The organism is Caldicellulosiruptor kronotskyensis 2002, assembly GCF_000166775.1.
Classification (GTDB): Bacteria; Bacillota; Thermoanaerobacteria; order Caldicellulosiruptorales; family Caldicellulosiruptoraceae; genus Caldicellulosiruptor; species Caldicellulosiruptor kronotskyensis.
Genome location: NC_014720.1, coordinates 1,410,335 through 1,431,987, shown reverse-complemented (window position 1 = coordinate 1,431,987; position 21,653 = coordinate 1,410,335). Strand labels below are relative to the sequence as shown.

Sequence of the window (21,653 nt, the reverse complement as noted above, 5' to 3'; positions counted from 1 at the left end):
TTACTCCTCCGAAATATTAAACTTGTACTCTTCCATAACAGGGTTGCATAAAAGCTTTTCACACATGAGTTTTACCAATTCTTTTGCTTTTTCAATATCATTTTCGTTCAAATATACCACAATATATTTTCCCATTCTGACTTTTTCTACGTTGTTAAATCCCAGGCTCTTTAAAGAATTTAACACAGCAATGCCTGGTGGGTCTGAAATTGATTTTTTTAAATATACAAAGATTTCTGCCTTGAGCATTCCTATTTCTCCTTTCAAATAAATATTTTAAACTTGTTTACTTTTTATCCAAGCCAAGTCTTCTTAATATTTCCATATATGCCTCTTCCACGTTTCCAAGGTCTCTTCTAAATCTGTCCTTATCCAGTTTTTCCTTAGTTGTAGTATCCCAGAACCTACAGGTGTCTGGAGAAATCTCATCAGCTAAGATTACATCTCCCCTGTACCTACCAAATTCAAGTTTGAAGTCGATGAGGTCAATGTTAACTTGTTTTAAATAATTTCTAAGCACATCATTAACTTTAAAAGAATACTCTTCAATCTTACTAATTTCTTCTTCGGTTGCAAGTTCCAAAGCTAAGATATGGTATTGATTTACCTGTGGGTCGTGAAGTTCATCATTTTTATAGCAGAATTCTAAGATGGGCCTTTTCAAAATTGATCCTTCTTCAAGTCCAAGTCTTTTGGACAATGAACCTGCAGCTATATTTCTCACGATAACCTCAACTGGTATTATTTGCACCCTTTTAACAGCTGTCTTTCTTTCATCAATCTGTTCAATAAAATGTGTGGGAATGTTGTTGGACTCTAATATTTTGAAGAAATGGTTTGATACTAAGTTGTTAACAACTCCTTTATTATTAATTATACCTCTTTTTGTGCCGTCAAAAGCCGTTGCATCGTCTTTGTATTCAATCACAACAACATTAGGATTGTCAGTTTCATAAACCTTTTTTGCTTTGCCTTCATATAAAAGTTTTGTGATGATATAACTCATTTTAAAAGCCTCCCAATTTTCGATAGTGTAAATGTTAAAGCTTTCTTCTAAAAATAGCAATGTATATTTATACAATGCCTGGATTTTTAAAGGGGAGCAGTCTGTATGCTCCCCTTTTTATTTAATGTGCAATAACCATAAATCTCAAAATAAAGAGTATAGCAAGAATGTATGTTATTGGATGAACCTCTTTTGCTTTTCCTCTTAAAAGTTTAACCAAAACATAGAATATAATACCTGCTGAAATACCATTTGCAATGCTGTAAGTAAACGGCATAATTACAATTGTTAAAAATGCTGGAAGAGCTTCTTCAAAATCATTAAAGTCAATCTTTTTGATAGAACTTATCATCATCACACCAACAGCAATTAACGCTGGAGCAGTTGCCTGGGATGGCACAAGCCCTATAAACGGCGCAATCACCAATGCAAGGATAAACAAAATACCTGTAACAAATGATGTGAGACCTGTTCTTCCACCTTCTTCGATACCAGCTGCACTTTCAATATAAGTTGTAACTGTAGAAGTACCAAAGATAGCCCCAACAATTGTTGCAATCGCATCAGACATCAATGCCCTGTCCATATTTGGTATATCTCCTTTTTCATCAAGCATCCCAGCCTTATCAGCAAGACCTACAAATGTCCCGATGCTATCAAACATATCTATGAGAGTAAATGTCAGTATCACCGCAAAAAGACTAAGAAGAACTGCACCAATGCCGCCTCCTTGACCATGTGCCGCAAACAAACCTGCAAAATCAAAGTTAAAGGCAGAGACTTTAAATGCTTCCAACGAAAATTTAAATTTCGACAAATCCACAATTTTCAAAGGAAAGCTTATTACCGTTGTTATAATTATTCCAATAATAATTGCACCTTTTACTCTTTTTGCAATTAAAATTCCTATAATTAAAAGACCTATAAGAGCAACAATCGCACCTCGAGAAGATATTATTGCTGAGTTTATATTGGGATCATTTGTCAAAGACTTAAAAGCAGATGTAAAATCGCCGAACTTTGGAAGTTTAGAACCGGAGTCTATTACTACTATTCCACTATTTATAAACCCGATAAAAGCTATAAAAAGTCCAATACCAGCTGTCATGGCATGTTTTAAAGATTGAGGTATAGAACGAACTATAGCTTGTCTGAGACCAACTGCCGTGATGATAACAAATATAATACCTGATATAAATACTGCTGCTAATGCTTGCTGTGGAGTATATTTCATTTGAAGGCACACAGTGTAGGTAAAGAAAGCGTTAAGTCCCATCCCAGGTGCAAGAGCAAATGGAAGATTAGCATAGAGTGCCATAATAAGCGTTCCAACTGCCGCACCAATACATGTGGCAAAAAATACAGCATGCTTATCTAATCCGGTCGTGCTGAGAATAGAAGGATTTACAAAGATTATGTATGCCATTGTGATAAATGTAGTAAAACCTGCTAATACCTCTGTCTTTACATCAGTTCTTCTTTCTTTAAGCTTGAAAATATTTTCTAACACAAATATACCACCTTTCTTCGAACATTTTTTAAATATAACATCCGAATGTTTGGTATTTACAAGTACATATTATCAAAGCAAAAGGCTTTATGTCAATAATTAATTGTGAACAAAATTAATATGTTATTAAATAATATTCGGAATGATAATATACAAAAAAACAGGTCACACCTTCTTTAAAAGATGTGACCTGTTTAATTCTTTCCAAAACTTATTTTAGTCATTAGTAGTTGTGTTAACAGGAGTACCCAAAGTCACTTTGAAGTCCTTGGTCTGACCATCCCGCAGTACTCTTATGGTTATTACGTCACCAATCTTATGATTTGAAAGTATTGATTGAATATCTGAAAATGTAGTAACTTTCTTACCATCTATCTGCAAAATTATATCTCCTTCTTTCAAACCAGCTTTTGCTGCACCTGTACCTGGATAAACCTTTGAAATATACATCCCCATAATGTTGCCAGACCTGTCATAGTACTCCATAACAGATATACCTATGGTTGGCCTTAAAACCTTTTTATATTTCATCAAATCGTTTATAATCGGTTTTACATAGTTTATTGGAATAGCAAAGCCCATTCCTTCAACACCTGTTTGAGAAATCTTCGCTGTGTTAATGCCAATAACCTCACCACTACTATTTACAAGTGCTCCTCCACTGTTACCTGGATTTATTGCAGCATCAGTTTGAATTAAAGGAATCTGAACGCCATTTCCCATATCAAGCTTTCTATTGACCGCGCTCACAACACCAAATGTAACCGTCCCAGCAAACTCTTGTCCCAGAGGATTTCCTATTGCAACTACAAACTCCCCAACTTTTACTTTTGATGAATCTCCAAGTGGAGCAACAGCCTTTACATATTTCGGGTCAATTTTTAAAAGCGCTATATCACTCAAAGCGTCTGTACCAACAATTGTAGCTGGAACTTCTTTTTCGCCTGATAAAATCACGGACACAGATTTTGCACCTGATACTACATGGTTGTTTGTTACAACATAACCATCTTTACTAATTATAACCCCAGAGCCCTCACCTATTGTAATTTCCTGTTCTTCATCTGTCCACCAGTTATAAGCTGTTCCTTTGTTTTTAATTCCAACAACAGCTGGACCAACCTTTTGTGCCACATCTGTCACAAATGAACTGTTACCAGAATTAAGTACAACTGTTTTTGTAATAGGTTCTGTAGCAGTGGAATTATTCAAGTTGAAACTGTTCAACGTAGAGTTAATATCATTTTTAAAATTATTAAAATTAACACCAAAATATGCCATAAAAAATATTGACATTAAAATAGCACCTATTAAACCACCTATAAGCCCTGCAACTATATATTCTTTTACTGACTTTTTCTTTCTTATCGTTTTTGGAATCTCAAAATTTATGGGACTGTAAGATGGTTGATAGTTTGGAGTTTCAAAATCAAATTTATCTGTCATCTTTATTCACCTCTCAATTTGTTTTTTCACTTATAATTCTACCCCTTGTTTTTGAAAAAATTATTAACGAATTGTTAACAAATAATAAAAATTATTTTAAATCCAGTGTGAATGTAAACTTAGAACCAACTCCTTCCTCGCTTTCAACCCAGATGTTCTGTTTATGAAGCTTTATAATCTCTTTTACAATTGAAAGCCCTAACCCAACTCCATTTTCAAGGCTTCTTGACTCATCAACCTTATAAAACCTTTCCCAGATAAGCTTTTGTAGCCTTTCAGGAATACCCACGCCTGTATCCTGTATTGTTATATAAGCTTTACCATTTACTACTTCAGAATATATATATATCTTCCCGCCAACCTTGTTATACTTTATAGCATTGTCAAGAAGATTGTGAACAACCCTGCTTATCAAATCCCTATCTGCCTTGACAACAAGTTCTTCGTCAACTTGCAGAGTTACATCTATTTCTTTTTCTTCTATTCGTTTCTCAAACTTAATTAGCTCCTCTACAATTACAGAATAAATCTTAAATTCACTCAAATTAAGATTTATTTTCCCCCACTCAAGTCTCGACAATTCTAAAAGTTGATTAATCAAATTGTTAAGTTTTATAACCTCTTCTTTTACAAGGGTCAGATAAAAATCTTTTTTGTCGTCTGGAATAGTCTTATCCAATATACCCTCTACAAATCCTCTTATAGAGGTAAGAGGAGACCTGAGCTCATGTGACACATTCGAGATAAAACTTTTTCGCATCATCTCCAAGTTTTCTAATTTTTCAGTCATATAATTAAAAGATGAGATAAGTTCGCTAATCTCGTCATCACTATTGTTTGGAATAGGAATTTTTTGTGAAAAATCACCTTCAGCTATTTTTCTTGAAGCCTGTGCAAGCTTTTTAATGGGAGTTATAATCCTTTGAGTCAGTGCATATGTTATTATCAAAACAACTAAAACTTCAAACAATGTAATCAGCCAAATTATTTTATTATACATCTTTAATGTCTGTCTTATTTCATCGGTTGAGGTGATAAGAAGCAGTCCTGAGACAACATGGTTATTTATCACAACCGGATACCCTATCACAAGATATTCTCTTTTGATCATATCCCCTATAAGAAGCTTTTTTACAGCAATTTCTCCTTCAAAGACCTTGTCTCTTATTTTCTGCAAATTCAAATCATCTATATAAACCTGTTCATCTGAGTTTAATATTACATTTGCATTTTTATTTATCAGCAGGATTGAAGCATTCAAATAATCTCTCAAAAATCTAATCTCGAACCTAAGTCTATCCTGTTCCAAAAACCCTGTTATATACCAAAGAGCAAGTCCAGTTGCTATCTTTTCAGCTTCACGAACAAGCTGAGTCTGTTTTTGAGAGACAAAATAGTTTTCTGTAAGGTTATTGAGCACTGTCCCAAAAATTAAAAATCCAACTGCAATTATGATTGTATATGTCACCACAAATTTAAAATATATAGATTTCAATTCTTTTCACTTCCTCAACAAAGCCTAAATTTCAAACTTATAACCTACACCCCATACAGTCTTTATCTTCCAAGGATATTTGTCCTTTTCAATCTTTTCTCTTATTCTTTTGATGTGTACATCAACTGTACGAGTGTCTCCAACAAAGTTGTAACCCCATATATGGTCAAGAAGTTGCTCTCTTGTGAACACCTTGTTGGGATGTGATGCTAAGAAATACAAAAGCTCTATCTCTTTCGGCGGCATATCTATTACTTTATCTTCAAGTTTTACCTCATATGTAGTGAGATTTACTGTTAGATTTGGATATACAACAACCTTTTCATCATTGACTTCACCCTGTGTTCTTCGCAGTACTGCTTTTATTCGTGCAATTAGTTCTTTTGGATCAAACGGTTTTACAATGTAGTCATCTGCTCCCAGTTCTAGCCCAAGTACCTTATCAAATGTCTCTCCCTTTGCAGTGAGCATTATAATTGGAATGTTACTGATTTTTCTAAGTTCTCTACATACTTCATATCCGTCTTTTTTGGGCAGCATAATGTCCAGTATAACAAGGTTGGGCATTTCATTTTTGAACATAGCAATTCCATCCATACCATTGTGAGCAATTACTACTTCAAACCCTTCTTTTTCTAAGTAAAGTTTTATTACCTCACATATCTTTACATCATCATCAATGACAAGGATTTTCATCCTTTTTCTACCTCTCTTCTACACAACTTTATATATTTCATCTATTGGCAACTCATTGATATAAGTTTTTTCTCCGCTTTTAGAAATAAATTCTATATTCGGTTTTTCTATAATTTCTCCAACTATACAGCATTCAATGCCATTTTGCCAAAGCTTTTTAACCAGCTCATCTGCCATGTTTGTCGTAATTAACATACTTCCACTTGAGATAAGCTTATATGGATTTAAATTAAAAAAAGCGCACACTTTCTGAACTGCACCACTGAGATTTATCATATCTTCATATATTACAGCTCCTTTACCTGATGCTCTACACACCTCATATATAGCTCCAAAAAGTCCGCCTTCTGTAATATCATGCATACTGGAGGCATATTCTCTTGCTATCATTCCCTCCTTCACAACACTTAATTTTTCTACAAAACTTTCTATTTCTTTTTCTTCGTGGCTATTTAATATATCCTTCAGTTTTTCTTTATACTTGTTATATAAAATAAAAGTGCCTTCTAAACCTATTGTTTTTGTGATAACAATTTTATCACCCGGCTTTGCTCCACCTGTAGAAATAAGAAGTTCTTTTTTTACCTTTCCAAAGCCCGTTGAAACAATCAATGGTCTTGTAACTGCAGTTGTCACTTCGCTATGTCCGCCTAAGAGATGGATGTTTAATTTATTGCAAGCATCTCTTATTTGGGTCAATATATACGCAAAATCATCCTCATCACTCCCGGGAGGAAGAAGCACAGTAGTAAGTACCCCAAGTGGCTGTGCACCAGCTGCTGCCAAATCGTTACAGGCAACAATCACCGACAAAAAACCACTCATACTGTCGCCTGCTGTAATTGGGTCGGTAGTAAGAACAGCTATTTCTCCTTCGATATCCACAGCAGCACAATCTTCTCCAATATTAGGAAGTAACAAAAGATTTTTGTCTGTTCTTAAATTACTAAAGACATGCTTCTTAAGTATTTCTAAAGGTACCTTTCCTATATCCAAAAAGAAGACCCCCTTTGACTCTTCAATTTAAAATACCCTATCTGGCAAAAATATATCAAACATCCCTACAACAAAAGAGGTAATCAAGTTAGCTATAATGGGTACTTTAATACCTGGTACTGACATATTACCAAAATATAAAATAGCAAAAGTTACTAAAAAAGCAATTATTCCTCTTCCTATAGGGGTTCTATAAAGTGTTGTTATTCTCTCAATTATATATGTTATCACAGATATTGCTACAATTAAAGCTGTTCCTATCATCCAATTACTGAATACAAAGTTGGGGTAGATTAGCTGCATCAAAAGCATCATAAAAGAAGCAACAACAAATCTTACAATTATGCCAAGCCAGCTTGCATACCTTTTTTCAGTTTTTTCACTCATAACAAAAGCACCTCCTATTTGTAGGTTAACCAACTTACAATGCAGTTATTCACGGGAGGTGCTTTTGAGTCTTTTATATTCATTTACATATTTTGATACATACATCACAAGTGCAAAAATAGCAAAAATTAAAGCTAATATGAGAGTAGGAAAGGATATCTGCCATCTCAAAATTAACGAGACAATGGCTATGTAAAACAAAAAAGTTGAAATTTTCCCATAGATATTAGCAGAAACCACTATTTTTATCTTCCCATATAAGAGAGCCGAACCTAATATCATAAAAATCTCTTTTGCAAGCACAATATAAAAAACCCATGAAGGTATATATTCTTTCAAAACAAGGCACCACAAGACTGTAAGTATCATCAACTTGTCTGCAAGCGGGTCAAATAGCTTTCCAAATTGTGTAACCATATTGTATCTTCGTGCAATAAAACCATCCAAAACATCAGTGAGTCCTGATAATAAAAATATACTCAGCGCTATAAGATAATTGTACTTCAGATGAGAAAGAAATATTGCAGCAAATACTGGTACCAATACAAATCTTAAAATTGTGAGAATATTTGGAAGATTCAACAACTACACCTCTTTTTTCTTTTGTCACTTTTTATGATTTTATCATATTTCAAAGATAATATCTACATCACATCTTTAGCTTACATTCTCACTCTTTTCTACTCTTTCAAGCTTAAATATAGAAACCTCGTAAGCAGTTCTTATCTCTACTCTACCATCTTCCAATTTCTTTTGATAATCTCTACTTTGCACTCTTCCCCATATTTTTATGTTATCACCTATTTGAAAGGTACTTGCAAAACGAGCATTTCTTCCCCAAGCAATACAAGGTATATAATCTGACTTCCCGTATAGCCTATTTACGGCGAGCAAAATATCTGTTATTTCTCTTCCTAAAGGCGTGGTACGGTACTGAGGTTTTTTGCACACATATCCATTTAAGAATATCTCATTGATATTCTTCGAAGGGTCAATGCTCTCAACATTTTTAATGTCCCTTGCAAATACTGTTAAGATGATTCTGTTTCCCACATTTGAAGGATTGTTGTATGACCTAAACTGTCCTAATACTTCTACTAAGCTTCCCGCTTCAAGATTTACATTGATTAAAAGTCTATCAGAAACTGTTACAATTAAAATATCCTTTTGCTGAGAGAGCCTTGGAACTTCAAGCTTAAAAGTAAAAAATTTCTCACCAAAACTCTCATGACTAAAATTAAGTGGAGTAACAACCTTTCCACATAAGTAAACTCTGTTGTTTTCCAAAGGATTTTGAGACATGGCAAACACTCATCCTTTCGTACTTTATTAGCCTATTTTTATACTATTCAACAAACTAAATTTTTAGACATTCAAATTCAAACCACACAAACTTTTTAAAGTAGCAGAAATCACACAGACAGATATCCCCTCTTCCTCTTTTTGTAGATCTTCTTTTTCTTTTATTTCTTTCTCGGCAATAATATTGCCGTCAATAGTTTCAACAGCTCTCTGGAAGAAAAGGCTTATGCTTACCTTATTATCATTGCCATAATCAAGATGAGTTATATTTATGGTGTTTTGGGATGAAAAGCCTATGTCAACAACCTTACAAGAAGCATTTTTTAATACCATAGGCAAGCTGTTATCCATAAAGATCAAAATTTTCTGGTGTTTATCAAAAATGTCTTCCCACTTATCTAAAATCTCGTTCTGAAGTACAACAGCCAGTTCACAATATTTAATAACATTTTGTGGACAATCTAAATAAAAAATGATATAATCAAATGGAAGATTAAAGTTTGTAAGCAAATTTGTAATTTTTTCAGTATTGATTTTTTCATTCGCTAAATCTATTTCTAATATTTTTTTACCCTTTTTTTTTACAAAATCAACAAAGTCGCTTTTAAACATTTCTTTGTACAATAGGCTTTTATACAACACACCTATTTTTACCATTTTATTTTTCTCCCCGCTGTTTTCTACCGCATATATTAGTGTTACCATTCTTATTTCAATTATTTAAGTTACCTTACTACTTTCCTCTGAACACCTTGATGGTCAATATAATAACCATCTTTGTATATAAGTTCTGAAACTGTAACAAATTCATACCCTTGCTGGGTAAGTGTATTTAATATCATTGGCAAAGCATATTTAGTATTTTTTGCATTATTATGAAACAATACGATAGAGCCACTTTTTACTCTCTTTAATACTCTCTGTGCAATCTCTTGTGCAGATAAATCTTTCCAATCAAGTGAATCAACATCCCATTGGATAACATAATATCCCAAGGAAGAAAGAGTTCTTATTAAAGTGTTACTGTAATCGCCATATGGAGGTCTAAAAACCACTGGCTTTTTATGAATAATTCTCATAATTTTTTCTTCACAGCTTTTGACATCTTTAATTATCTCAGATTCAGATAATCTTGACATGTGAAGATGCTTGTCAGAATGGCTTCCTATTTCATGCCCTTGACTGAAGATATTTTTTACATCTTCAGGATATTTCTCTACCCAAAATCCTACAAGGAAAAAAGTAGCTTTTGCATTGAATTTTTTGAGTATACTAAGCAGTTCTTTTGTATCGTCGTTTCCCCATGCAGCATCGAATGTTAACGCTATTTTCTTGTCATTTCTGTCAACACAGTAAATTGGTAGAAGCTTTTTTTGATTTATAACCTCTACAGTTAGCCTTGAATAGATAAATATAGTATTTATTGTAAGCAAAACAAGAATTGTGATTAGGACCAGCTTCATAATTTTGGAAATGTTAAACACTCTTATCATTACTCATTCCACAAAGTTTGTTCTAAGGTAAATTTATGAAAATGGCAGAAATAATATGAAAAAATAGAGTAGCATATTTTTACATAATGCTACTCTCTTCTTGAAGTTCAGATTGAGAATCTCTCACAGTTTTTTCATCAAATTTTGAAATGAAGGATTGAAGTTCTCCTTTTATTCGCTTTATTTCGTCTTTTAAATTTTGAAGAAGTTTTTCATGCTCTTCAATTTCAGCAAGAAGAGCTCTTTTTTTATTTTCTCCTTCTTCAATTGCTTTTGATACGATACCCTCTGCTTTTTCCTGAGCAATTATGAGAAGTTCTGCTATTTTTATTTTCTGTTCGTTCAATTTTGAAAGCTCTTCCTCAAGCTTTTTCAAAGTATTTTTTAGCTCCTCATTTTCCTTCTTAAGTTCTTCAATCTTTTCCTGTTTTTCTTTTATTTCCTTTTCATAGGTCATCTCCAAATTATTTAAATACTCTATAACAGAGCTTGGTTTAAAACCCCTAAAAGTTCTTGCAAATTTGTATGTATTCATTTTTCCCTCCAGATTCTCTTAAGACCTTTTTGAATATTTTAACATAAAAAAGATTATTTTTGTATATCAAAATTAATCACCAAAAACCAAGTCCTTTACCACCTCATAAGCCATAATAAATCCTGCAACAGGTGGAACAAACGAAATACTTGCTGGTACATGCTTTTTCTCTGACTCTTCTTTTAAATATCTATAATCGGGTTTTGATGGTTTTTCCTCAGAGTACACAACCTTTAAACTCTTAATATTTTCTTTTCTCAGAATACTTCTAAGTTTTTTAGCGAGTGGACAATAACGTGTAGAATATATATCAGAAACTTTTATAAGCAAAGGATTTATCCTATTGCCCATACCCATACAGCTTATTATTTTTATGTTCTCTTTTGTAGCAAATTTTATAAGTGCAACCTTTGCCCCAATATCATCTATTGCATCTAATATATAATCTAAATTCTTATTCCCAAAAATCTTATAAATATTCTCAGATGTAATTTTATTTGGTATTATCTCTATTTTCACAAAAGGATTAATTTCAACTGCCCTTTCATGTGCAATATCCACTTTATATCTACCTATATTTGGAATTGCAGCTATCAGTTGACGGTTCAAGTTAGAGGGAACAACTCTATCTTTGTCAACAATAACAAAATTTCCTACTCCACAACGAACAAGAGCTTCAAACGCAAAACTTCCAACTCCACCAAGCCCACATACTGCTATTTTTGCCTTTGACAGTTTTTCAATCTTATCTTCTCCAATCAGCATCATAGTTCTTTGGAAAATATCTGCTGGACCTATCAATATTCTTATTCTCTCCTCTCACAAGAAAATCAAAAAAATAAAAGACCCTCTTTTGTTTTTTGGGTCTTTCTTCTTTCATGTCAGGAACTCCACCATGCCGTCCTCAGGGAGTTTCCCAGACCCTGCCTCAGCAGGTGGGTATCCTGCCAATAGCTTTGCATTACTTCCTGTTTGTCACCCAAGCAAAACCTTGGGTGGGAAGCCTATGCGCCACTATTGGACTCCGGATTCCCTTTTTTGATGGTGTTGGCCTGGAACTTCACCATCTTGTAACGCACACGGCAGAGTTCCTGCCATAGCTTTGTTTTGTTATTCTTAATTTAAATATATCACAGATTTTTAGAGTTTTCAATATGATAATTCCTATTAGATGAGTATTTCTGGCATTTATCACCCCACCTTGCCACTAAATTGCCATTATTATAAAAACTAACAACCTCGCAATAGTTTGAGCAATCACGGCACTCAAATCCTTTTGTCTCAAATTTGCACCTGTGTATGTTTTCAAAACCTCTGAATTTGGTGATAAGACCTTTTGTCCTCTCTTTTGCCAAAAGTGCAATACCTATTGCCCCCATAACATTATAGTATTTGGGAACTATAATCTGAATTCCAAGAAGCTCTTCGAATGCCTTTTTCATTGCTATATTTGCCGCAACACCTCCTTGAAATAGTATTGGACTTTCCAACCTTTTTCCTTTTGCCAAATTAGCAAGATAGTTTCTTGCCAGAGCTAAACACAGCCCAAAAAGAATATCTTCACAAGGATGTCCAAGCTGCTGTTTGTGAATCATATCTGACTCAGCAAATACAGCACACCTGCCAGCTATTCTTACAGGATTTTGTGATTTTATTGCTATCTCACCAAATTTTTCTATTGGAATATTAAGTCTTTCTGCTTGCCTATCTAAAAAAGAACCTGTTCCTGCAGCACAGATTGTATTCATAGCAAAATCAATAACAATTCTATCTTTTATTAAAATTATTTTCGAATCTTGTCCACCTATTTCAATTATAGTTCTTACATCAGGTACAAAAAAGATTGCAGATTTTGCATGAGCAGTTATCTCATTTTTTACAATATCTGCTCCTACCACCAGCGATGCCAAATGTCTTCCTGACCCTGTAGTACCAACTCCTTTTATTTTCAACCTGTCTCCATACTTTTCATACAAAGTGCCAAGAGCCTTTTGTAAAATTTCAATAGGCTTTCCTTGGGTTCTGAGATATATGCTTTCAATTACTTCACCTTTTTTATCAATCAAGACTACATTGGTACTAACAGAACCAATATCAATCCCAAGAAATAACTCCTCTCTCAAATTTCTCACTCCTTGCTTCAATTAGGTCTAAAAAGGCTTCTAAACGTGTTTTAATTCCTACGTCACTGTCAACTTCGTCTATTACAACGTGTAGTACAGGAATATTTATTTGATTTCTTATACCGTTTAATACTGATTTTGCTATTATTTCTGGCATACATGTGAGAGGAAAAATATGCAATATTCCATCATATTTCTGGGTTGCATAGTATTTGGCATAAGAAATGGTCTCTCGTGCGTGACCTCCAATTAAAACTGGCATTACATCTTTAGAATATCTCTTAACAATTGGATCTTCCCTTTTAAATATTGGATATATTAGATGTGTATCAATCCACTGGGAAATATAAAGATTTCTTTCAACCTCACATCCCATCTCACCAAGTATTTTTTCAATATTCAAGCTTGAAAAACTATCAATAATAGTATATATTTCCCCTACAATTCCTATTTTTCTGACCTTCTCATTTACAATGTATAAGTTGTCAAGCAAAACATTCGTGGTATCAACCAATCTTTCCATTTGATCAATTCCGAAAACTTTAATTGCTTCATTTCTGAATTTTTCATATATCTTATCTACACTTCCCTTAACCATTTCCCTTGGTCTTAAAAAATGTACTTTTTTTTCAATCCCATCTACCTTTTTGGCTAACCTATACACTCTTTTTAATACACTGGCTATATTTTTTCTTGCAAATATCTTACTTACCCGCTCCAAAAAATTCCTAAAACCATAAAAAAGAGGTTCGATGACTATCATCTCTACATCATAGCCCAAATCTTTGAGAATCTCTTTTTCAAGTGCACCATAGTATCCAAATCTACACGGTCCACATCCACCAAAAATTACAATAGTGTTAGCACCCATTTCAATTGCTTGAATGAAATTTCCCATGTTCAATTTAAAAGGTAGACAAATAAATTCGGGTGAAAGTCTCTTTCCAATTTCAAGAGCACTTTTGTTGTTATATGGAGGAATGACCACTTCAAATCCAAGTTCTTCAAAAAGTGCTTTGCCTATGATAAATAGATTACCCATATGTGGAAATGTTATTTTTCTCATCACTTTTTCTCCTCCATTCAATCATATCTAAATATGCTTCTATTCTTGTTTGTATCCCCACATCAGCACAGTGTTCATCCACAGTTATACAAAGATAAGGCAGTCCTACTTTATTGCATTTTCTCATAATCAGTTCCTGCAAAAAAGAGTCAATCCCACATCCAAATGTCATAAGGTACACTATGCCGTCAATTTGTGTATTATTTACTGTCCATTCAAAATAATTGTAGATATCCCTTGCAGAGGACCAGAAGAACTCCTTTGGCAAATCAGAGGAGATATAAAAAGAATTAAAACGATAGTATGCGGGGTAAATAGGATTGTAGCCCGCGCTTTTTATAGTTTCCAATATACCCTTGTTTAAAAATTCATCAAAGATTACATAGCTATGTGCCAATACCAGTATATTTTTAGTTTTAGCTATCTTGGACATAGGAAAATCAAAAAGATGTTCATTTTTCATACTTTTTTCTGACATTATTTTTCTCTTTTTTCTTAAATTTATCTCCGGGACTATAAGCTCAACTCCACAGTAGTTGGTTTTTATGATATCTGGAATACCAATAATCTTGGGGCATGAATATGTGCCTGGTAATAAAGAAACAAGGCGTGGCAAAAACAACACATCTACATTCTTTTTTCTTATAAGATATTCTACATGTCCAATAAAAATTTTGGCAGGGATACAAAGTTCATCACAGCCATTTTTAAGACCATATTCTATCATTTCCTTTGTTGTCTTACCTGAAAAGATTATTTGAGAATCTTCTAAGATTTCTGGTATAACTCTTATAAAAAAGTTTTCCATTCCAGCATAGCAAAAACTATTTGGAACTCCTACCTTCACTTTTTCAATTCTTCCTTTCAAAGATTGAGAGCGTTTTTCTATTTACTTATTTTTCACCACTTTGGCAGTAAAAATACAAAAAAATAGGCCCTTCTATTTTCGGGCCTTGAAATATTCACAAACATCTTTTATAGTACACACTTCACATCTTGGTTTTATTGCCTTACAAACTGCTCTCCCATGGTAAACCATCAAATTGCTAAATATAGTGTACAACTGAGGCTCTACAATCTTCTTTAGCTCAAACTCTATCTTTGTTGCATCTTTACTATTTACAAGTCCAAGCCTGTTTGACAGTCTTTTGCAGTGAGTGTCAACTATTATGGAAGGTATTCCATAGATATTTGCCATTATTACATTTGCTGTCTTTCTCCCAACTCCTTTAAGTTTTACAAGTTCTTCTATAGTAGTTGGTAATGTACCATTATATTTTTCAACTATGATTCTTGCAGTCTCTTTTATACTTTTAGCTTTATTTTTATAAAACCCAACAGGCTTTATATCGTTCTCAAGCTCAGAGATATTAGCCTTTGCAAAGCTTTCAAGTGTAGGATACTTTTTGAAAAGCTCAGCGGTAATCTTATTTACACGCTCATCTGTACTCTGTGCTGCTAAAATGGTTGCAATTAAAAGCTCATATGGTTTATTATAATTTAAAGTACACTTTGGCTGTGGATAAATCTTTAAAAGTTCTTTTATCACATAGCTTGCTTTTTCTTTTTTTGTAATCTTCGTTCACTCCCTAAGAATTTTTTGATGAAAGGAGAAAAAAGTAAAATGAATATTCGTAAAGCAACAATTTCTGATATCACAAACATGCTTTATATCTATAACTATGAAGTTTTGAATTCAACATCTACATTCGATATTCATCCCAAGACTACCGAAGATTTTCTGAAATTGTTCGATAGCCACAGTCACAGGTACCCTATTTATGTAGCAGAAGAAAATTCCACTATACTGGGTTATGGTTATCTCTCCCCGTTCTCAGAAAAAGAAGCTTATTCAATCACAGTTGAAGATACTATATATATACATCCATTGCACAGAGGCAAAGGCATTGGCAAGCAGATTTTAAAATTCTTAATAGAAAAAGCTAAAGACACAGGGGCTGCCAACATAATTGCAAAAGTGTGTGCTGAAAACTATATAAGTTTGCATCTACACAAATCATTTGGTTTTGTAGAAGTCGGAAAGCTAATCAAAGTTGGTAGCAAATTTGGTAGGTTTTTGGATGTTATTATTTTACAGCTAATCCTTTAACCTTTTTTATTATTTTTATTGAGTTTTCCAATATCCACTGAGCTTCTTTTATTTTCAATAAATATATTACTGTACTATATGAAATTACACCTACAAACCCCCAGATCAAAAGATTAGTTACCTTAGTTATAAATGTCACAGGCGTTTTTATTTGTATCAGATTTTTTACTAAAATAATACTTATAACCATCACAAAAGAAGCAAATAGTGCTTTTACAAAGACTATCATTGAGCTTTTTAGATCAATCTTTCCTATCTTTTTAAACAAACTACGCATAAGTAAAAATACTGATACATATGCAACAATACTTGTACCCAGCGCTAAACCTCTGTGTTTTAGGTATTTGACAAGAACGATATTTAAAACTATATTAATTGCTACAGCTAAAATACCATTTTTCATTGGTGTGAGAGTATCCTGGATTGAATAAAAAGTTCTGCTAAGGATTTCTCTCACTGCATAACCTAAATACCCTAAGGAAAAAAACATAAGAGCACCACTTGTCAGATAAGTTGAACGGCTATCAAATGCCCCTCTTTCATATACAAACTGGACAATCTCACGTGATAATACCAAAACTGCAGCTGTAATAGGCACCATAATCAATATGAGAGAATTTATAGAGAGTAGCAAATATTTTTTGAACTCTTCTTTCTTTTCACTTGAAAAAAATCGTGATAAATACGGATAAATTACAGCAGAGATCGAGCCACTAAATATACCATAAACTACTCCATTTAGTTTATCTGCAAAGTTCAAAGCTGAAATACTTCCCTCAGGTAAAAAGGAAGCCAAGTACCTATCAACAAAAGAATTAAGTGACATAACCGACGAACCAATAAATACAGGCAGAACAAGCTTAAAAAGTTTGATTATGTATGGGTCACGTAAATTAATATCTAATTTAAATTTAAATCCCTTTTTGATTGCAAACGGCATTTGAAATAACACCATTGAAAGGTATCCAAGTACAAACGCAATAGCAACACCGTATATGTCAAATTCTTTCTTTAAAAAAGCTGATAAGATGATAATTGCATTGAATGGTAGTCCTACAAGTACAGGCACTACAAAATTTTCATTAGACTGAAGAAATCCTTGCAAGATATAGTTAGCTCCTAAAAAGATTATATAAAAAAATGTAATTCTCATCAGCTGCCAGGTTAGCTGTTTTACAGAACTATCAAATCCTCTAAAGATCACTTCAACTATAAACGGTGAAAAGATAGAACCTATTACTGCTACTATAAACGCAGCCAGAACAATTAAAAAAAGGGACTTGCTTGCAAATCTACTTGCTTTCTCTTTGTTCTCTTTTACTAATATTTCATTGTATATAGGGATAAAGGTAGTAGAAAAAGAAGCTAAAATACTTGCAAAAAAAACGCCCGGCAACAGCTGGGCTGCAATCAAAGAGTCCAATTTATAACTCGTCCCGTAGAAAGCACCTAAAACAACCTCACGCAAAAATCCAAACAATTTTGACAGTATAGTTGTAATGATAACAAAAAAAGTAGCTTTGGTAATTTTTTTGGCACTGTCAGACATATAAGACCGCCCTTCTTAAAAAAATAATGACGAGCTAATAAAAAGATTATATAAACTTGTCCAGCTTTCGTTCTTTGAGAATTTCAACAATCTTTTTAACATCCTGTGCTCTGTTTTTTGCACAAACAAGAACTGCATCTTCTGTCTCAGCAATAATTACATCAGATACATTAATTGTGGCGATAAGTCTGTTGTTTCCATAAATTATGCAGTCACGCGTATCAATCCCAACATGCAAAGCTTTCACAATGTTACCATCATCGTCTGGTGGAAATATTGCACCAAGAGAATCCCATGACCCCACATCATTCCAGCCAAAATCGCCAGGTACCACTACCACCTCGTCAGCTCTTTCCATTATCCCATAGTCAATAGATATATCCTGAAGAGATGGATATATCTCTCCTATTTTCTCAAACTCTTGGTCTGTCCAAAGATATTCATATACAGAATAAAATCTATTGTAGATTCTGGGGAGGAATCTATTGAAGTTTTGAATGATTGTGTCTATCTTCCACACGAACATACCACTGTTCCACAGGTAATTACCGCTTTTTATATACGCTTTTGCTCTGTCAAATGATGGCTTTTCGACAAATTCCAAAACCTCATAAGCTTTTTTCTCATATTTATCACTTGAATCTCTGTCAAATTTTATATAACCGTAGCCAGTTGATGGGAAAGTTGGATTTATTCCAATTGTTATGAGCTTATCATGCTTTTCAGCAATTTCAATGCAGGTATTTATTACTTCAGCAAATCCCTCGTTATCTTTAATATAGTGGTCAGATGGAAATACACACATTATTCCATCTTCATGTATTTTTTTAATTTTAAGTGCAGCATATAAAATACAAGCTGCAGTGTTTCTTCCAATTGGTTCATAAATGATGTTATTTCTATCTATCTCTTCATCAAGTACCTTCTCTATCATCTCTTTTTGGTTTATGTTTGTGACAATAAAAATGTTTTTCTTGGGAATGACCTTTGATATCCTATCAATTGTTTCATTTATCAAAATGTCATTTCCAGAGAGGTTTAAAAATTGCTTCGGCGACGAGCTTCGTGACAAAGGCCAAAACCTTGTACCGCCACCACCTGCCATAACCACTGCAAATCTTTGCATTTTTAAACCCCTCCTCTTTAAGAAATAGTAAAAATCTTCAACATTTATATTATATAATATTTTTCAAATTTTAAACAATGGAAAAAAGCCAAAAAGTATTATTTTCTTCTTTCCTCCAAGCTTTTTAAAATATCTGTCCAGTCAAGGTTAAAATACGCCAGTAAAACGCTCAAGTGGTACATCAAATCAGATATCTCATATATTACTTCTTCTTTTTTACCATTCTTTGCTCCAATTACTACCTCTGTTGCCTCCTCGCCAATCTTTTTAAGTATCTTATCAAGTCCCTTTTCAAATAGGTAAGAGGTATACGAACCTTCTACCTTATTTTGCTTTCTATCATTAATTGTTTTCATTAGTTCAAAAATAATGTCAGTTGCCACCTTTTTTTTATCACCTTCCAATGCGGTGAAAAAACATGTTTTGTTGCCAGTATGACATGCAACCCCTGTTTGTTCAACAATGGCAAGCAAGGTATCACCGTCACAGTCTAAAAATAAACTTTTTAATTTTTGGACATTGCCTGAAGTCTCCCCTTTTCTCCATATCTTGTTTCTGCTTCGGCTAAAATAGTGCATATACCCTGTCTGAATGGTAAGCTCTAAAGCTTCCTTGTTCATGTACGCCAACATAAGTACTTCACCTGTTGAGTTATCCTGTACAACAACAGGCACAAGTCCATTTTGGTCAAACTTCAAAGCTGAAATATCTATCATTTTATATCCTCACCTCAATGCCATTATCTTTTAAGTAACTCTTTAAATCCCCAATTAAAATCTCTCCAAAATGAAATATAGAAGCAGCCAAAGCAGCTTCTGCTCCAACTTTGAAAGCCTCTAAAAAATGCTCAGGCCTTCCAGCACCACCTGAAGCAATGACAGGAATATTTACGCTGTTACAAATAGCCTCTAAAAGCTCTAAATCATACCCTGCTTTTGTTCCGTCTCTGTCCATTGAGGTAAGTAGTATCTCGCCTGCCCCTCTCATTTCAACTTCTTTTGCCCACTTTACAGCGTCAAGTCCTGTGTCTATCCTTCCTCCGTTTATATAGACATGAAAACCGTCACTGTGCCTTTTTGCATCAATTGCCACCACAATACACTGTGAACCAAAAACCTTTGCAGCTTCATTTACAAGGTCAGGATTCTTAACCGCTGCAGAGTTAATTGAAACCTTATCAGCACCAGCCAAAAGTAAATTTCTAATGTCATCTAAATTTCTTATTCCACCGCCTACCGTAAAAGGAATAAAAACTTTTTCAGCTACATTCTTTACAACCTCTATCATTATATTTCTCTCTTCATGCGATGCTGTAATATCTAAAAACACAAGCTCATCAGCACCAAGCTGGTTATATTTTTGAGCACTTTCGACAGAGTCACCAGCATCAACAAGGTTGATAAAGTTTATTCCTTTAACAACCCTTCCTCTATTGACATCAAGACAGGGAATTATTCTCTTTGCAACCACTTGTATCCTTCTCCTTAATTGAATATTTAAAGTAAATTAATTACCTCCTCTAATTTGAGCTGTCCTGTATAAAGAGCTTTTCCAACAACTGCCGCATCAACACCTATACTTTTAAGCCTCATAATATCCTCTTTTGTTGAAATCCCACCTGATGCTGTTAAAAAACCATCAAAAAGTTCTCGAATATATTTTGCAGCTTCAAAGTTATGTCCTTTTAGCATCCCATCAGTTGTTATATCTGTATAAATAAGCCTTTCAAATCCCAAAGTTTTTATTTTCATAATTCCTTCTTCAATGGTAATTGTTGTTGCTTCCTGCCATCCAGAAAGTTTTACAAAACCATCTTTAAAGTCAAGAGAAGCAATAAATCTTTCTTTACCAAACACCTTCATAACTTCATTTACAAAATCAGGATTTTTAAAGATTACAGAACCCAAAATGATATAGTCAACTTCTGAAGATATATAAAGCTCAACAGTAGCCTTGTCTCTAATGCCACCACCACATTCAACTGTCAAGGATGTAACTCTTTTTATGTTTCTTATAACTTCAAAATTCACTGGCCTTCCAACTTTTGCTCCATCCAAATCAACAACATGGACGTATTTAGCACCACTTTTTTCAAAAAGTTTTGCCTGCTCAATTGGGTCTGAATTGAACAGTTGAACCTGACTATAATCTCCCTGAGTAAGTCTTACGCACTTTCCATCTATAAGGTCTATTGCAGGTATAACAATCATAGCAATCCCCCAAAGTTCTTAAGTATTTGCAGTCCCACTTCACCACTTTTTTCAGGATGAAACTGAGTACCAAATATATTGCCACTTTCTATTGAAGAGTCAAACTCAATACCATGCTCACACACAGAAGATACTATTGATTTATCTCTATTTTCCACATAATACGAATGAACAAAATACACAAACTGGTTATCCACACCCTTTAAAAGTTTTGAATTTCCTTTAACTTTTATCCTGTTCCATCCCATGTGTGGAATTTTGATGTTCTCTTTTTGAGGAAACTTTTTGACCTCTCCGTTGAAAATTCTTAAACCCTCACAATTGCCTTCTTCGCTAAATTCGTACAAGAGCTGATAACCCAAGCAAATACCCAAAAATAAAGACTCTTTTATTTTTTTTTTCAAGACATCAACAAGGCCAAATCTTTCAAGGTTTGATACAGCTACGTCAAATGCTCCTACTCCTGGTAGAACAATTGCCTCGGCCTTTTCAATTTCATCTTTGCTTGATGTAACAAAAGCTCTAAAGCCTATGTATTCAAATGCTTTTTGTACACTCCTTAAGTTTCCCATCCCATAGTCCACAATGCATATTTTTTTCACA

Annotated in this window: 25 protein-coding genes and 1 other RNA gene; 1 reads left to right on the top strand and 25 read right to left on the bottom strand. The window is 33.8% G+C overall.

The genetic code is table 11. The features are described 5' to 3' along the window. The 19 genes from purS to nth all read right to left on the bottom strand — a co-directional run bounded on the left by purS (position 1) and on the right by nth (position 15,631). Positions 1–249 (bottom strand): phosphoribosylformylglycinamidine synthase subunit PurS, encoded by a 249-nt coding sequence (purS, locus tag CALKRO_RS06390; protein ID WP_013430231.1) that lies wholly within the window; start codon positions 247–249, stop codon positions 1–3. 37 nt (positions 250–286) lie between these two features. Beyond that, positions 287–1,006 carry a phosphoribosylaminoimidazolesuccinocarboxamide synthase gene (purC, locus tag CALKRO_RS06385; RefSeq protein WP_013430230.1) on the bottom strand — a complete coding sequence of 240 codons (720 nt, stop codon included), beginning with the start codon at positions 1,004–1,006 and terminating at the stop codon, positions 287–289. A gap of 121 nt (positions 1,007–1,127) precedes the next feature. Next, positions 1,128–2,516: an NCS2 family permease gene (locus tag CALKRO_RS06380; RefSeq protein WP_013430229.1), complete on the bottom strand. Its 1,389-nt coding sequence runs from the start codon at positions 2,514–2,516 to the stop codon at positions 1,128–1,130. Positions 2,517–2,732: 216 nt separating this feature from the next. Next, positions 2,733–3,962: a S1C family serine protease gene (locus tag CALKRO_RS06375; RefSeq protein ID WP_013430228.1), complete on the bottom strand. Its 1,230-nt coding sequence runs from the start codon at positions 3,960–3,962 to the stop codon at positions 2,733–2,735. A 91-nt stretch (positions 3,963–4,053) separates the two neighbouring features. Beyond that, entirely contained in the window at positions 4,054–5,457 is a 1,404-nt protein-coding gene (locus CALKRO_RS06370) for a sensor histidine kinase (protein WP_013430227.1), read from the bottom strand. Between the two features lie 24 nt (positions 5,458–5,481). After that, on the bottom strand, positions 5,482–6,153 hold the full coding sequence (locus tag CALKRO_RS06365; RefSeq protein WP_013430226.1) for a response regulator transcription factor: 672 nt from the start codon (positions 6,151–6,153) through the stop codon (positions 5,482–5,484). Positions 6,154–6,171: 18 nt separating this feature from the next. Then, entirely contained in the window at positions 6,172–7,149 is a 978-nt protein-coding gene (locus CALKRO_RS06360) for an AIR synthase family protein (RefSeq protein ID WP_013430225.1), read from the bottom strand. Positions 7,150–7,176: 27 nt separating this feature from the next. Continuing rightward, positions 7,177–7,536 carry a phage holin family protein gene (locus tag CALKRO_RS06355; RefSeq protein WP_013430224.1) on the bottom strand — a complete coding sequence of 120 codons (360 nt, stop codon included), beginning with the start codon at positions 7,534–7,536 and terminating at the stop codon, positions 7,177–7,179. A gap of 45 nt (positions 7,537–7,581) precedes the next feature. Then, positions 7,582–8,121, bottom strand: coding sequence for a CDP-diacylglycerol--glycerol-3-phosphate 3-phosphatidyltransferase (pgsA, locus tag CALKRO_RS06350; protein ID WP_013430223.1), 540 nt, complete (start codon positions 8,119–8,121; stop codon positions 7,582–7,584). A 72-nt stretch (positions 8,122–8,193) separates the two neighbouring features. Then, positions 8,194–8,838, bottom strand: coding sequence for a single-stranded DNA-binding protein (locus CALKRO_RS06345; RefSeq protein WP_013430222.1), 645 nt, complete (start codon positions 8,836–8,838; stop codon positions 8,194–8,196). Positions 8,839–8,901: 63 nt separating this feature from the next. Beyond that, the gene (locus CALKRO_RS06340) at positions 8,902–9,495 is read right to left on the bottom strand and encodes a hypothetical protein (RefSeq protein WP_013430221.1); all 594 of its coding nucleotides are present in this window, start codon (positions 9,493–9,495) and stop codon (positions 8,902–8,904) included. A 68-nt stretch (positions 9,496–9,563) separates the two neighbouring features. Beyond that, positions 9,564–10,331, bottom strand: a complete 768-nt coding sequence (gene pdaB, locus CALKRO_RS06335; protein ID WP_013430220.1) for a polysaccharide deacetylase family sporulation protein PdaB — start codon at positions 10,329–10,331, stop codon at positions 9,564–9,566. 79 nt (positions 10,332–10,410) lie between these two features. Continuing rightward, complete coding sequence (locus CALKRO_RS06330; RefSeq protein ID WP_013430219.1) at positions 10,411–10,866, bottom strand: DivIVA domain-containing protein; 456 nt, start codon at positions 10,864–10,866, stop codon at positions 10,411–10,413. A gap of 72 nt (positions 10,867–10,938) precedes the next feature. Then, a complete protein-coding gene (locus CALKRO_RS06325) occupies positions 10,939–11,667 on the bottom strand; it encodes a tRNA threonylcarbamoyladenosine dehydratase (RefSeq protein ID WP_013430218.1) in 729 nt (242 codons plus the stop codon). A gap of 82 nt (positions 11,668–11,749) precedes the next feature. Continuing rightward, positions 11,750–11,958: non-coding RNA, 6S RNA (ssrS, locus tag CALKRO_RS13310), on the bottom strand. Between the two features lie 38 nt (positions 11,959–11,996). Next, a complete protein-coding gene (locus CALKRO_RS06320; protein WP_013430217.1) occupies positions 11,997–12,989 on the bottom strand; it encodes an acyl-CoA dehydratase activase in 993 nt (330 codons plus the stop codon). Further along, positions 12,961–14,055 carry a hypothetical protein gene (locus tag CALKRO_RS06315; protein ID WP_013430216.1) on the bottom strand — a complete coding sequence of 365 codons (1,095 nt, stop codon included), beginning with the start codon at positions 14,053–14,055 and terminating at the stop codon, positions 12,961–12,963. Before CALKRO_RS06315 ends, CALKRO_RS06320 begins: the two co-directional genes overlap by 29 nt. Beyond that, positions 14,024–14,902: an acyl-CoA dehydratase activase-related protein gene (locus CALKRO_RS06310; RefSeq protein ID WP_013430215.1), complete on the bottom strand. Its 879-nt coding sequence runs from the start codon at positions 14,900–14,902 to the stop codon at positions 14,024–14,026. Before CALKRO_RS06310 ends, CALKRO_RS06315 begins: the two co-directional genes overlap by 32 nt. A 93-nt stretch (positions 14,903–14,995) precedes the next feature. After that, entirely contained in the window at positions 14,996–15,631 is a 636-nt protein-coding gene (gene nth / locus CALKRO_RS06305) for an endonuclease III (protein ID WP_041741620.1), read from the bottom strand. 48 nt (positions 15,632–15,679) lie between these two features. On the opposite strand from nth, the gene CALKRO_RS06300 reads away from it, so the two are divergent. Beyond that, a complete protein-coding gene (locus CALKRO_RS06300) occupies positions 15,680–16,165 on the top strand; it encodes a GNAT family N-acetyltransferase (protein ID WP_013430213.1) in 486 nt (161 codons plus the stop codon). Here the strand turns inward: CALKRO_RS06300 and murJ are convergent. The 6 genes from murJ to hisH all read right to left on the bottom strand — a co-directional run bounded on the left by murJ (position 16,143) and on the right by hisH (position 21,652). After that, positions 16,143–17,714: a murein biosynthesis integral membrane protein MurJ gene (murJ, locus tag CALKRO_RS06295; protein WP_013430212.1), complete on the bottom strand. Its 1,572-nt coding sequence runs from the start codon at positions 17,712–17,714 to the stop codon at positions 16,143–16,145. The genes CALKRO_RS06300 and murJ overlap by 23 nt on opposite strands. A 46-nt stretch (positions 17,715–17,760) precedes the next feature. Then, positions 17,761–18,840, bottom strand: coding sequence for a mannose-1-phosphate guanylyltransferase (locus CALKRO_RS06290; RefSeq protein WP_013430211.1), 1,080 nt, complete (start codon positions 18,838–18,840; stop codon positions 17,761–17,763). 98 nt (positions 18,841–18,938) lie between these two features. Next, positions 18,939–19,556, bottom strand: a complete 618-nt coding sequence (gene hisIE, locus CALKRO_RS06285; RefSeq protein WP_013430210.1) for a bifunctional phosphoribosyl-AMP cyclohydrolase/phosphoribosyl-ATP diphosphatase HisIE — start codon at positions 19,554–19,556, stop codon at positions 18,939–18,941. 1 nt (position 19,557) lies between these two features. After that, positions 19,558–20,310 (bottom strand): imidazole glycerol phosphate synthase subunit HisF, encoded by a 753-nt coding sequence (hisF, locus tag CALKRO_RS06280; protein ID WP_013430209.1) that lies wholly within the window; start codon positions 20,308–20,310, stop codon positions 19,558–19,560. Between the two features lie 26 nt (positions 20,311–20,336). Continuing rightward, entirely contained in the window at positions 20,337–21,050 is a 714-nt protein-coding gene (hisA, locus tag CALKRO_RS06275) for a 1-(5-phosphoribosyl)-5-[(5-phosphoribosylamino)methylideneamino]imidazole-4-carboxamide isomerase (protein WP_013430208.1), read from the bottom strand. Continuing rightward, positions 21,047–21,652 carry an imidazole glycerol phosphate synthase subunit HisH gene (gene hisH, locus CALKRO_RS06270; RefSeq protein ID WP_013430207.1) on the bottom strand — a complete coding sequence of 202 codons (606 nt, stop codon included), beginning with the start codon at positions 21,650–21,652 and terminating at the stop codon, positions 21,047–21,049. The genes hisA and hisH overlap by 4 nt, the downstream gene beginning before the upstream one ends. Position 21,653: the final 1 nt, after the last annotated feature.